The 12,908-nt window shown below is 65.0% G+C and carries 11 protein-coding genes; 6 read left to right on the top strand and 5 right to left on the bottom strand.

Translation table 11 applies throughout. The features are described 5' to 3' along the window. Positions 1 to 60: 60 nt before the first annotated feature. Together MB818_RS18860 and MB818_RS18855 are read left to right on the top strand one after the other, a co-directional pair. Entirely contained in the window at positions 61 to 570 is a 510-nt protein-coding gene (locus tag MB818_RS18860) for a CarD family transcriptional regulator (RefSeq protein ID WP_234137894.1), read from the top strand. A gap of 114 nt (positions 571 to 684) precedes the next feature. Beyond that, positions 685 to 1,458, top strand: coding sequence for an ion channel (locus MB818_RS18855; RefSeq protein WP_234137895.1), 774 nt, complete (start codon positions 685 to 687; stop codon positions 1,456 to 1,458). A gap of 11 nt (positions 1,459 to 1,469) precedes the next feature. Here the strand turns inward: MB818_RS18855 and cobS are convergent, their stop codons facing one another. Beyond that, on the bottom strand, positions 1,470 to 2,234 hold the full coding sequence (gene cobS / locus MB818_RS18850; RefSeq protein ID WP_238906042.1) for an adenosylcobinamide-GDP ribazoletransferase: 765 nt from the start codon (positions 2,232 to 2,234) through the stop codon (positions 1,470 to 1,472). A gap of 78 nt (positions 2,235 to 2,312) precedes the next feature. Here cobS and cobT point away from each other — a divergent pair, with 78 nt between their 5' ends. Continuing rightward, positions 2,313 to 3,323: a nicotinate-nucleotide--dimethylbenzimidazole phosphoribosyltransferase gene (cobT, locus tag MB818_RS18845; RefSeq protein ID WP_234177670.1), complete on the top strand. Its 1,011-nt coding sequence runs from the start codon at positions 2,313 to 2,315 to the stop codon at positions 3,321 to 3,323. Positions 3,324 to 3,350: 27 nt separating this feature from the next. Here cobT and MB818_RS18840 read toward each other — a convergent pair whose 3' ends face one another. Next, complete coding sequence (locus MB818_RS18840; RefSeq protein WP_234144910.1) at positions 3,351 to 5,231, bottom strand: monovalent cation:proton antiporter-2 (CPA2) family protein; 1,881 nt, start codon at positions 5,229 to 5,231, stop codon at positions 3,351 to 3,353. Between the two features lie 19 nt (positions 5,232 to 5,250). Continuing rightward, positions 5,251 to 5,706, bottom strand: coding sequence for an Lrp/AsnC family transcriptional regulator (locus MB818_RS18835; protein ID WP_164129369.1), 456 nt, complete (start codon positions 5,704 to 5,706; stop codon positions 5,251 to 5,253). 144 nt (positions 5,707 to 5,850) lie between these two features. On the opposite strand from MB818_RS18835, the gene hppD reads away from it, so the two are divergent. Further along, positions 5,851 to 6,951: a 4-hydroxyphenylpyruvate dioxygenase gene (gene hppD / locus MB818_RS18830; protein ID WP_234177672.1), complete on the top strand. Its 1,101-nt coding sequence runs from the start codon at positions 5,851 to 5,853 to the stop codon at positions 6,949 to 6,951. Between the two features lie 119 nt (positions 6,952 to 7,070). Here hppD and MB818_RS18825 read toward each other — a convergent pair whose 3' ends face one another. Further along, the gene (locus tag MB818_RS18825; protein WP_234216206.1) at positions 7,071 to 9,317 is read right to left on the bottom strand and encodes a hypothetical protein; all 2,247 of its coding nucleotides are present in this window, start codon (positions 9,315 to 9,317) and stop codon (positions 7,071 to 7,073) included. A 167-nt stretch (positions 9,318 to 9,484) separates the two neighbouring features. On the opposite strand from MB818_RS18825, the gene MB818_RS18820 reads away from it, so the two are divergent. Then, positions 9,485 to 10,183, top strand: coding sequence for an SIMPL domain-containing protein (locus MB818_RS18820; RefSeq protein WP_234137901.1), 699 nt, complete (start codon positions 9,485 to 9,487; stop codon positions 10,181 to 10,183). Positions 10,184 to 10,278: 95 nt separating this feature from the next. Further along, on the top strand, positions 10,279 to 11,496 hold the full coding sequence (locus MB818_RS18815; RefSeq protein ID WP_234216204.1) for an MFS transporter: 1,218 nt from the start codon (positions 10,279 to 10,281) through the stop codon (positions 11,494 to 11,496). Between the two features lie 34 nt (positions 11,497 to 11,530). Here MB818_RS18815 and MB818_RS18810 read toward each other — a convergent pair whose 3' ends face one another. Further along, positions 11,531 to 12,823: an O-acetylhomoserine aminocarboxypropyltransferase/cysteine synthase family protein gene (locus MB818_RS18810; protein ID WP_234137903.1), complete on the bottom strand. Its 1,293-nt coding sequence runs from the start codon at positions 12,821 to 12,823 to the stop codon at positions 11,531 to 11,533. Positions 12,824 to 12,908 lie beyond the last annotated feature (85 nt).

Below are 12,908 nucleotides of genomic sequence, written 5' to 3'. Positions count from 1 at the left end.
CGTTCCCGAGCGTCTAATTTTGTTGCGGCGACCCCGGTCAGCAACCAAGGAAAGACCTGAATGACCAAGTCGAAAAAGCTCGAGTTCCGCCCAAACGATTACGTGGTCTATCCGGCGCATGGCGTCGGACAGATCCTCTCGATCGAAGAGCAGGAAGTCGCCGGGTTCAAGCTCGAGCTGTTCGTGATCTCCTTTGAAAAGGACAAGATGACCCTGCGGGTGCCGACCAACAAGGCCACCGAATCCGGTCTGCGTTCGCTCAGCTCTCCGGATGTGATCAACCAGGCGATGAAGACGCTCAAGGGCAAGGCCAAGGTCAAGCGCGCCATGTGGTCGCGCCGGGCGCAGGAATACGAGCAAAAGATCAACTCGGGCGACCTGATCTCGATCGCCGAGGTGGTCCGTGACCTGCATCGAACCGATGATCAGCGCGAGCAGTCCTATTCCGAACGTCAGCTCTACGAGGCGGCGCTTGAGCGTCTGACGCGTGAAGTTGCTGCCGTGTCGGGCGCCGATGAGATGGCCGCCGCCAAGCAGGTCGACGATGTGCTGACCTCGCGCGCGGCCTGACGCCGGATGCGACATTTTGCGGGCCGTCCCCTTGGGGCGGCCCGTTTTTTTGCGCGGCATTCCCGGGCGTAGGGTACTAGTCTGACAACAGATCGGTCAGGACAGAGAGGGCAGATGCATACTGTCAAGGCAGCAGTCCGCAAACTCTATGTCGGGCGGGAACCGGGGTCGGTTCGGTTTCGCTATGGGCTGATCCTGTTCGACCTGTCGACCATCCTCTTTTTTATCGCGACCGCGCATCTGCCGCATGGCCGGCTGTTGACCGCGCTGAGCGTGGTGATCGGGCTCGTCATCCTGTGCGACTTCAGCGCGCGATTGTGGATTGCCAGGCAACGGCGCGAGTTTCTAACCCGCATCTATACCATTGCCGATATCATCGTGATCCTGTCGCTGCTGCTGGATCCGTTCCTGACCCAGAGCCTCGCCTTTCTGCGCATCCTGCGCGGGCTGCGGCTGATCCACTCCTATCATCTGCTGCACGACCTCAGGCGTGACAGTCAATTCTTCCGCACCCATGAGGATGCCATTGTGGCGGCGGTCAATCTCTTGGTCTTCATCTTTCTGACCACGATGGCGGTGCTGGTTTTCTTCATCCCGCCGGGCAGCCGCGAGACCCCCTATATCGACGCGCTCTATTTCACCATGGCGACGCTGACCACCACCGGGTTCGGCGACATCACCCTGCCGACCCCGGCGGGCAAGCTGTTTTCGGTCTTTGTCATGGTGGTGGGCGTGGCGCTGTTCGTGCGTCTGGCGCAGGCGATCTTTTCCCCGCAGAAGGTGCGCTATCGCTGTCCGGATTGCGGCCTGTTCCGGCATGATCCGGATGCGGTGCATTGCAAGCATTGCGGCGGGTTGCTGAATATCGAGACGGGTGGGGCCGGGTAGGGCGGCGATGTCTAAAGCGCGGCCGACAGCGCCAGCAGGCAGGTGATCTCGGCCAGTTGCTGCGCGGCGCCCAGAATATCGCCGGTCTGGCCGCCGATCTTGGCCCGGGCAAGTACGGCAAGACCCGTCACCGCCAGCGCCGCCAGCAGTGCCGGGATCAGCACCGTCCAGCCGGCCAGCAAGAGCGCCAGCCCCATCGCCAGCCCAAGGCCAAGCACCACCGCCTGCGGGGTCGGGCGCCCCACCGACTGGCTGAGGCCCGCGCCGCGCGCATTGGGCAGGACCCGCATCAGCACCGGCATCAGCGCCCGCGACCAGACTGCCGCCGCCACGGCCGCACCAAACGCACCGCCCGCGACCAGTGCCGCCAGCGCCGCCAGTCGCAACCCCTGTGAAAGGATCAGCGCCAGCACGCCATAAGTGCCGATATGGCTGTCCTTCATGATCTCCAGCCGCCGCTCTGGCGTGAAACCGCCCCAGAGCCCGTCGGCGGTATCGGCCAACCCGTCCTCGTGCATGGCGCCGGTGGTCATCACCAGCACCACCAGCATCAGCCCGGCCACAGCGACCGGCGCCAGCCCGGCGGCAAGTGCCAGCGCGCCGGTGACCCAGGCCAGCCCTCCAACCACCAGCCCCGCCAGCGGAAAGGCCCAGACGGCCGCGGCCTGCCGGGCAAAGGCGGGTTCGGGCAGGGCGGGCAGCGGCAGGCGGGTCAGCAACACCAGCGCCAGCAAAGGATCCCGGGGTGAAATGGCCGCAATGTCGTTTTTGCGCATCTCTCCGCCTTTCAAGGTCTTGTCGTGTCGGGTGCATTGGTTAAACACGGGCGGACCCAAGATGCAAAGAGGCTTTCCATGCTGCCAGCGCTTACCGATCTCGCCCAGTTCCGCGACCTGCTGACCTCGGCGCCCGGTCCCGATACCGCCGCCCGCGCTGGCGCCGAAGAGCGCAACGGTCAATTGACCAAACCGCCCGGTGCGCTGGGGCGGCTCGAGGATCTGGCGATCTGGTATGCGGGCTGGCGCGGCGATGCCCGGCCCCGGATCGAGGCGCCGCAGGTGATCGTCTTTGCCGGCAATCACGGGGTGACGGCACAGGGCGTTTCGGCCTTTCCGGCCGAGGTGACGGTGCAGATGGTGATGAATTTCGAACATGGCGGCGCCGCCATCAACCAGTTGGCGCGTGCCGCCGGGGCGCGCATGGATGTGCACGCGCTGGAACTGGACCGTCCGACACAGGATTTCACCCAAGGCCCGGCAATGACCGGGGACGAATTGCTGACCGCGCTGCAAACCGGCTGGGCCGCCGTCGATCCGGCGGCGGATCTGCTGGTGGTGGGCGAGATGGGCATCGGCAACACCACCCCGGCGGCGGCCATCGCGCACGCGCTGTTCGGGGGCGCGGCGGGCGACTGGACCGGGCGCGGTACCGGGGTCGACGACGCCGGGCTGGCCAACAAGACGCGCGTCGTGGCCGAGGGCGTCGCCCTGCACACCAGCCGCGACGGGCTGGAGGTATTGCGTTGCCTGGGCGGGCGCGAGATCGCCGCCATGGCGGGCGCAATTGCCGCCGCGCGTCAGCTGCGCATCCCGGTGATCCTGGACGGGTTCATCTGCACGGCGGCGGCAGCGACGCTTGCGGCGGTTGCGGCAGACGCGCTGGATCATACCGTTGCCGGTCACCAGAGCGCCGAGGGCGCGCATAAGGCGCTTTTGGAGAAGCTCGGCAAAGAGGCGCTGCTTTCGCTGGGGCTGCGTCTGGGCGAGGGCTCGGGCGGGGCGTTGGCGATCAATATCCTGAAAAGCGCGGTGGCCTGCCATTCCGGCATGGCCACCTTTGCCGAGGCCGGCGTTTCCGACGGCTGAACGCCGCTCTTCCGGCCCTTGCGTGGATCAGGCAGAGCGTCGCTCTGCCAGTTCCTCGCTCAACTCCATCAGCGCTGTCTCAAGGTCCTTTTGCAGCGCCTGCGAGCGCTCCACATAGGCTGTGTTCTCGGCGGTGGGTATGTTCGGGTCCCAGACCTCTGCCAGATCACGCACCGCCTTGCGGTCATGCTGATAAAAGGTCTGCGCTGCCTGTGCCGCCTCGTATTCGCTGAGGCCGACATTCTCCAGCACATAGCGTCCGGCGCGGACCGAGCTGTCGAACATCTCGCGCACGATGTCGTCGGCCCCGGCGCGGTAAAGCTCATAGACATGGTTGCGGTCGCGCGCGCGGGCGATGATATGCAGGTCGGGGCGCTGGCGCCGGGCATAGGCCACCAGTTTCGTCACCTGATTGTCATCATCCAGCGCCGCCACCAGCACTTGCGCCTTGGCCAGTCCCGCCGCCTTGAGCAACTCGGGCCGGGTCGGGTCGCCCAGAAACCCCTTGACGCCAAAGCGCCGCATCAGCTGGATCGTCTCCATGTCGTGGTCCAGCACGATGGTCTTGAACCCGCTGGCGGTGACCAGCCGGTTGACGATCTGGCCGAACCGACCGATGCCCGCGATGATCACCGGCCCCTGTTCGTCGATCGTGTCGGGCGCATGGGTCGGGGCATGCTCGCGCATGTTGCGCGACAACAGGTCGTAAAGGATGAACAGAAGCGGCGTGATCATCATGGTCAGTGCGATGATCATCAGCAGTTTCTGTGACAGATGCGCCGGGATCACGTTCTGCTGGGTGGAAAAGGCCAGCAGAACAAAGCCGAATTCGCCCGCCTGCGCCAGCCCCAGCGTGAACAGCCAGCGGTCGCGGCCCTTGAGCTTGAACGCGCGCCCGACGATATAGAGGATGACCCCCTTGAACAGGATCACCAGCAGCGCCAGCCCGATCAGATCGAGCGGATCGGCAAGGAAGAAGCCGACATCGATCCCGGCGCCCACGGTGATGAAGAACAGGCCCAGCAGCAGGCCCTTGAACGGCTCCAGATCGCTTTCCATCTCGTGCCGGAATTCCGAGTTGGCCAGCACCACGCCGGCCAGAAAGGCACCAAGCGCGGGTGACAGGCCCACCAGCGTCATCAGGAACGAAATACCCACCACGATCATCAGCGCCAGCGCGGTATACATCTCGCGCAGGCGGCTGGCGTGGATGAAGCGGAACAGGGGCCGGGTCAAGTAGATGCCCGCCAGCACCACGAAGGCGACGGCGCCGATGGTGACCAGTGTCACCGCCCAGCCGGGCAGCCCCTCGACCAGCGACAGGCTGGCCTCGTGCCCCGCGCCCGATTGATGCGCGCGGTTGATCGACCCGTCGCCTGCGAAATGCGCCACCGGCGCGCTGGCCAGCAGCGGCAGAAAGGCCAGGATCGGGATCACCGCGATATCCTGCGTCAACAGGACCGAGAAGGTCGCCCGCCCGCCATTGGTCTGCATCAGCCCCTTTTCCGACAGCGTCTGCAACACGATCGCGGTCGAACTGAGCGACAGCGTCAGGCCGACGGCCAGTGCCACGCTCCAGGGTTGGCCCGCCACCATCGCGATCACCATGATCGCCAGCGTCGAGACCCCCACCTGAAGCCCGCCGAGCCCCAGCAGCTTGTCGCGCATGTCCCAGAGCGCGCGCGGCTCCAGCTCCAGCCCGATCAGGAACAGCATCATGACAACGCCGAATTCGGCCACATGTTGCAGATCGGCGGTTTCGGCGCCGACCAGCCCCAGAACCGGCCCGATGATCAGCCCCGCCGCCAGATAGCCCAGAACCGAGCCAAGGCCCAGACGGGCCGCCAACGGCACGGCGATGACGGCCGCCGCCAGGTAGATCGTCGCCTGATACAGAAAGCTTTCCATCTCTCTCCCTTGTGCCGCCTCAGGTCGGCAGCGGTGCGTCGCGCTTCAACTGGTCCATCACGATCTGGCTCTGCACCCGGGCCACCGCCGGATGCGGCAGGATCACCTCGTGCAGCAGCCGATTCAGAGCAGGCAAATCGGCGCAATAGACATGCAGCAGATAATCCGCTTCGCCGGTCATCGTCCATGCGCTTGTGATCTCCGGGCGGGAATTCACCATCCGGGCGAATTTGGCCGATTGTTCCGGTCCATGGGTGCCCAGATGCACCTGGATGAAGCCCTGGACATGCAGACCCAGTTTCAGCGGGTCGAGCTTTGCGGCATAGCCGGTGATGTAGCCCTCGGCCTCCAGCCGCTGGCGCCGGCGGCCCGCCTGGCTGCTGGACAGGTGCAGCATCTCGCCCAGCTGCTGGGCTGTCAGATGCGCGTCCTTTTGCAGGGCATCGAGCAGGCGCAGATCCATCGAATCCAACATGTGCGCGTTTTCCTCGTTTTCTTTGAGTTTAGTGCGAATTTCGCGCGCGTAAACGGTGGAAGGCCAAAAACAATGCGCAGAATCAGCGTGGCTGAAGTCGTATTCTCGACTCAGCAAATGTTTCGCCGCATCAGGAGACGCACCATGGGTCCTTTCCCGCATAACGCCCCGAAATCCGAGATCACCCCCGAAAACCCCGCCGGTACCGACGGGTTCGAATTTGTCGAATTCGCCCATCCCGAGCCGCAGGTGCTGCGCGACCTGTTCGCGCAGATGGGGTTCGACATGGTCGCCCGCCACAAGGACAAGCCCGGCATCGAGCTGTGGCAGCAGGGGGATGTCACCTATATCCTGAATGCCGAAAAGGGCACGTTTGCTGAAAAATTCATCGAATTGCATGGTCCTTGCGCCCCCTCGATGGGCTGGCGAGTGGTGGATGCGCAGGCGGCCTTCGATCATGCGGTCAAGATGGGCGCCGAACCCTATGAGGGCGACGACAAGACCATGAACGTCCCCGCGATCAAGGGCATCGGCGGCTCGCTGCTCTATTTCGTCGACCAGTATTACGACACCTCGCCCTATAATACCGAGTTCGAATGGCTGAAGCAGTCGAAGCCGCGCGGCGACGGGTTCTTCTATCTCGATCACCTGACCCACAATGTCTTCAAGGGCAACATGGACAAGTGGTTCAAGTTCTACGGCGACCTGTTCAACTTCCGCGAAATCCGCTTCTTTGACATCCAGGGCAAGTTCACCGGGCTTTACAGCCGGGCGCTGACCTCGCCCTGTGGCCGCATCCGTATCCCGATCAATGAAGACCGCGGCGAGACCGGCCAGATCGTGAGCTACCTGAAGAAATACAATGGCGAAGGCATCCAGCACATCGCCGTGGGCACCGACGACATCTACAACTCGGTGGATGCCATCGCGGCCAAGGGGCTGAAATTCATGCCCGGCCCGAACGAGGCCTATTACGACATGTCCTATGACCGGGTTGCGGGCCATGACGAGCCCAAGGATCGGATGATGGAACACGGCATCCTGATCGACGGCGAAGGCGTGGTGGATGGCGGCGAAACCAAGATCCTGCTGCAAATCTTCTCGAAGACCGTGATCGGGCCAATCTTTTTCGAATTCATCCAGCGCAAGGGTGACGATGGTTTCGGTGAGGGCAACTTCAAGGCGCTGTTCGAGAGTATCGAGCGCGAACAGATCGAAAGCGGCGAGATCGCAGCCGCCGAGTGAGGCAGCGGGGAGGGGGGCTCTGCCCCCCGATGACAAAATTCGACGAATTTTGTCCTCTCCCCCCGGAGTATTTTGAGCGAAATGAAGGGCGGGGCCGGAAGGCTTCGCCCTTCTTGGTCTCAGCCGCTGGGGATGCGCAGGGTCAGGTTGCGCGAGCCCTTCTGATAGCGCAATTCGCTGTCGCCGATGGCGGTGATGCGGCCACCGTCGATACTGTCGCCGACCTTGACCTTCTTGTAGCGGCCCGAGGGCAGACGGACCAACGCGCGCCGGTTGGCGGGCGTGCCGTAGACGCCGATCAGGTTCAGGTTGCGCAGGTTGATCGCGTTGTCGAGCGTGGCCTGACGGGCGACCGATGTGGGCGAGGGCGCTTTGGGTTTGACCGTCGCGGCGGCGAAACTGCCGCTCTCATCGGCATCGGCGCTGCGGTTCAGCCCGGCGGTCGAGCCGAGATTGCTTTGGCTGGTTGCCGCCGCAGCGGTTGCGGCCGCCGCCAGTTTCTCGGGGCGCATCCGCGGTTTGCGCGCGCTGGCCACCGCCAGAGGGCTGACGGCCTGGGCGGTATCCTCCGCCGATTCTTCCTGCAGAGCGGCCAACTGCTCCTGCGCCGATTCTGGGCGCGCCTTGGGCCGCAGGCCTGCAAGCTCGGTGCGAGATCGGCCTCCGAATTGCGTACGTTCAGACTGCTCAACCAGATCTTCGGGGCGGGGTTTAGGCCGGATGCTAGCCAGTCGCTGTTGCGCAACATCCACCTCCGGTGGGGCCTCGAATCGGAGCGGCGGCGCCGGTGGCACCTTGGTAGGACGTCCGGCATAGACCAGAACACCATCAGGGTTGAGCGTTCCGCTGGGCGTTGCCTCAACCAGACCGCGTGTGTCCAGATCGAAGCTTTGACCCGGAGAGACCGACGGTGCGCTGCCATCTGGGGCGGTATCGGTGTCGAAACCCGTGGCTGGAGGCAGCGCTATCGCGTCCTGGAACAGGTCGGTCCGGTCAATCGAGGCGACGAACAGGTCGTTGAGGCCAATTAACTCGGGTACTTCCGGCGGCGGCGGCGCTTCGGACAGGGCCAGTTCCACGGCTTGGGTTCCACTGGGTTCGGGCTCGTAGTCCAGGTCCTCCACCTGTTGCGGATCGATCCGCAGTGCTTCGAGCACGGCACTGTCGGTTCCACTCAGGCCTGGGAGGCCTGGCGTGTCTTGTGGCGCCACCAGAACCTGTGGGTCCTCGTCGATGGAGGCCGGAGCCTGCGGTGCAGTTTGTTCCGGCGCCGCGTCGGGTGTGGTCGCCGGGGCCTCAATGGCGGAGACAGGCGGTTCGGCCAGAGGATCGGAGTCGCGAAAGAACCCCTTCAGGCCGCTTTGAGTAAACAACGAGGCAAAGGCAGCGACAGCGGCAAGAAACAGCAGTAGTCCTACCGTGAGCATCACACCCAGATAGCGGGGCTTGCCGCCAATGCCACCGGTGCGCGCGCCAAAGATGGTCAGGCGATCCGCCTCTGTTTGGGGCACCTGATCGGGGCGTCCGGCTGCGGCAAAGGTGGTGGTCGGACGCTCGCCGGTAATCGGGAGCGCCACATTCGAGTCGGCCTCTCGTTTCGCTTCGATCCGGGGCTCGGGCAGCGCTCGCTCCGCTGGGGGCTGCGGAGCGGGCAGTGGCACGCCTTGGGCCGCGGTTTCGGGGGTGCTGGGCGCAATGTCTAGGGGCTCGACCTCGGTGGCATCCTGGGCCTGTCGTGATCGGCGGCTGGAGAAACTGATCGCCTTGCCGGCAGTGGCTTCGACAGGTGCGGGCGGAACAGGCGGGTCTGTATCGGGAAAGATCACCGGACCGACCACCACCACAGCGATTCCATCCGGGTCGACGGCCTCGGAACCGGTGTTGTCGGCGGTGGCGCTGCTCGGACCAAAGAAAGGTTCACCCAAAAAGGGATTGTCGCCTGGTGCAGCTACAAAACTGACCGGGTTAAACCCGTGTTCGGTGGCAAAGTCTTCGGCCTCGCGCAAGGTCTCGCGGGCCACGGCGGCTACATGGGTAATTTCTCCGTCGGGAGAGGTGTCGTAAACCAGCTCGTCCAGCGCATAGGGAGTTGCGGCGCCGACCTCCTGCTCGATCAGCGTATGGCGGGCCTCGCCCTTGAACGGGCCGGTTTCGACGGTCAGATAGCGGATCTGTTCGTTGGGGAGGATCAGCTTGCAGTGGAGATCGGGTTCCAGACGCAACGCCTCTTGGCGAAGCTTACGCAAAGCGCCAGCCAGATCGGGTGCGTCGAGCGCCACCGCTCCCACCTGTCGCCAGCCACCGGCGGCACGATGCAAGAGCGTGATCCCCTCGAAGGAAAGCGACAGCGCAAAGGCGGGTTTCATGTGACCAGTCTAACCGTTCCTGAATGGCTTGGGGCACCCACTGGCGAGCGCCACGGCGCGACATTAAAGCAGAGATCTGCCGAGGGAAAGAATTACTCCGGTTTTCCCCTTGCCGCGCGACATGCCGCCACCCCATCTTTGATGGCGAGGATAGCAGGAGAACATAAATGAGAACATTGATTTTTCTGGTGGCGGCCTTGCTTTTTGCGGCGGTCGGGCTGGCCCGCGCCGACGAGCAGCCCGGCCATATCACCGTGACGGGGAGCGGCACCGTCGAAACGGTGCCCGACATGGCGGTGATCACCCTGGGCGTCACCCACGAGGCCAAAGAGGCGCGCGCGGCACTGCTGGCCACGTCGGAAGCGGTGCAGCAGGTCTTTGACCGGTTGGGCGAGATGGGTATCGAGGCGCGCGACATGCAGACCAGCGACCTGTCGCTGTCGCCGGTCTGGTCCAACCGCGCTTCCAGCAGCGAGCCGCCGAAGATCACCGGCTTTCAGGCCTCGAACCGGGTGACGGTGCGGGTGCGTGACCTGGCGGCGCTGGGCGGTATCCTGGACGCGGTGGTCAGCGACGGGGCCAACACGTTCAACGGGCTGGAATTCGGGGTCAAGGAACCCAAACCGCTGCGCGACCAGGCACGCGCCAAGGCGGTGGCGGATGCGCAGGACCGCGCCCGCCAACTGGCCGAGGCGGCGGGGGTCGAGCTGGGCCGGGTGGTGTCGATCTCGGAACAGTCCCATGACCCGCAGCCGCGCCCGATGATGCGTATGGCGGCCATGGCCGAGTCCATGGATGTGCCGGTTGCCGGTGGTGAAATCGGGCTGAGCGGCAGCGTCACCATGGTGTTCGAGATCCGGCAATGAGCCGCTTTGCGGGCGGCCTGCCGCCCGCATCGACCCTGCATTGACCATGGCGCAGGGTCGCGTCACTCTGTCCCGAACCTGACCCGGAGACTGTGATGGCCGCGCCGCTGGTAATCCGAAATCGCAACTTTCGACTGCTCTTCACTGCGGGCGCCCTGACCAATCTGGGTGACGGGGTGCTGGTGCTGGCGCTGCCCTGGCTGGCGGCGCTGATGACCCGCGACGCGGTGGCGATTGCCGCCGTGGCGGCGGCGGCGCGACTGCCCTGGCTGCTCTTTGCCCTGCCTGCGGGCGTGATCATCGACCGCAGCGACCGGCGCAAGCTGATCGCGCGGGCCGATCTGATGCGGGCGGGGATCGTGCTGGCCATCCTGCTCTTGGCCTTGGGTGATCCGGCGCCGGGCGCGATCTGGGCGCTGGCGGGGCTGGCCTTTCTTTTGGGGTCGGCCGAGGTGCTGCGCGACAATGCCGCCCAGACCATCCTGCCAGCGCTGGTCGAGCCACAGGATCTGGAGGCCGCCAATGGCCAGCTCTGGAGCACCGAGCAGCTGACCGGCCAGTTCATCGGCCCGCCGCTGGCTGGCGTGCTGATCTCGACCGGTATCGCGGTGCCCTTTGGCCTCGACGTGGCGGTGCTGGTGCTGGCCGCCGGTCTGGTCTGGCTGATCTCGCTGCCGCCGCAGGTGCCCAGCCGGGCGCGGTTCCGTCAGGCATTGGCCGAGGGTATCGCCTTCATGCGCGGCGACGCGCTGTTGTTGCGGCTGGCGGTGGTGCTGGGACTGGCCAATTTCATCGCCATGGCCACGATCACGGTGCAGGTCCTCTTTGCGCAAGAGGTGCTGGGCCTCGGGCCCTCGCAGTACGGGCTGGTGCTGTCGGCGGGCGCGGTGGGCGCGATCTGCGGCAGCCTGCTGGCGCCGCGCGCGATGCGGTTGATCGGCACGCAGGCTTGCCTGTTCCTGTCGATCGCGGTCTGGGGAACGGGCTATGCCACCATCGGCCTGTCAAGCAACGGTTGGATCATGGGGCTGGCGCTGACCGCGATCATGGCGGCGGCGATGTTGTGGAACGTGATCACCGTATCCTGGCGGCAACGGCGCATCCCGCCCGCCATGCTGGGCCGCGTGAACAGCATCTATCGCTTCTTCGGTTGGGGCTCGATGCCGCTGGGGGCGCTGGCAGGCGGCGCGGTGGTGGCGCTGGCCGAACAGCAGATGAGCCGCGAACTGGCGCTGCGCGCGCCCTTCCTGTTGGCGGGCCTGTGCTGCCTGGCGTTGCTGGCCTATGCTCTGGCGCGACTGCGGCTGGAATGAAAAGGGCGGCCGCTGAGGGCCGCCCCGCTTCCGGTCAGGCGGTGGCCTTGGCCAGCGCCTGATCCAGATCGGCGATCAGGTCATCGGCATCCTCGATCCCGATCGAGACGCGCACCACGTTCGGCCCGGCGCCCGCCGCTTCCTGCTGCTCGGGTGTCAGCTGGCGGTGGGTGGTCGAGGCCGAATGGATGATCAGCGAGCGCGCGTCGCCCAAGTTGGCCACATGGCTGAAGATCTCGAGCGCATTGACCAGCTTGACGCAGGCCTCGTACCCGCCCTTGACCGCAAAGGTGAACAGCCCGCCAGCGCCCTTGGGATAGCAGCGCTCTGCCCGCTCGGCATAGGGCGAGGAGGGCAGGCCGGCATAGGTGACATAATCGACGCGCGGATCGGCCTCGAGCCAGGCGGCGACCTTCTTGGCGTTCTCGACATGGCGCTGCATCCGCAGGCTCAGCGTCTCGATCCCCATCAGCGTGTAATGGGCGGCCTGCGGGTTCATGGTCATGCCGAGGTCGCGCAGCCCGATAGCAATGCCATGGAACGTATAGGCGAGCGGGCCAAAGGTCTCGTGGAACTTGAGCCCGTGATAGGCCGGTTCCGGCGCGCTGAGCGAGGGGAACTTGTCACTGGCCGACCAGTCGAAGCGACCGGAATCGACAACGCAGCCGCCGGTGACGGTGCCGTTGCCGGTCAGGTATTTGGTGGTGGAATGCACCACCAGCGAGGCACCATGTTCGAACGGGCGGCACAGATAGGGGGTGGCGCTGGTATTGTCGATGATCAGAGGCACGCCGGCGGCATCGGCCACATCGGCCACCGCGCGGATATCGGTGACATAGCCGCCCGGATTGGCGATGGATTCGCCGAACACCGCGCGGGTATTGTCGTCGATGGCATCGCGCAGCGCGTCGAGATCGTCGAAATCGACGAACTTGGCCGACCAGCCGAACCGTTTGATGGTCTGGCTGAACTGGGTGACGGTGCCGCCATAAAGCCGGGTCGAGGCCACCACGTTGCAGCCCGGCTGCATCAGCGGGAACAGCGCCATGATCTGTGCCGCGTGGCCCGAGGAACAGCAGACCGCACCGACACCGCCCTCGAGCGTTGCGATACGCTCCTGAAGCACGGCCACGGTGGGGTTGGTCAGGCGGGAATAGATGTAACCTACCTCTTGCAGGTTAAAGAGGGCTGCGGCGTGATCGGCATCGCGGAACACATAGGCCGTGGTCTGATAAATCGGCGTCTGCCGCGCGCCGGTGGCCGGGTCGGGCCTGCTGCCGGCGTGGATCTGCAAGGTGTCGAAGCCGTAGCTGGGGGTATCGGACATGGGTGATCTCTCCCTTTGAAACTCACTTGCACCGATCTCTAGGCGATAGATGAACGCCAGACAACATTAGCGCGCATGCGTCAGG

It is taken from the genome of Ruegeria alba, from assembly GCF_022321465.1.
In the GTDB taxonomy this organism is placed as follows: domain Bacteria; phylum Pseudomonadota; class Alphaproteobacteria; order Rhodobacterales; family Rhodobacteraceae; genus Ruegeria_B; species Ruegeria_B alba.
The sequence above is the reverse complement of the archived record's forward strand: the minus strand, read 5'-3'. Positions and strand labels throughout refer to the sequence as shown.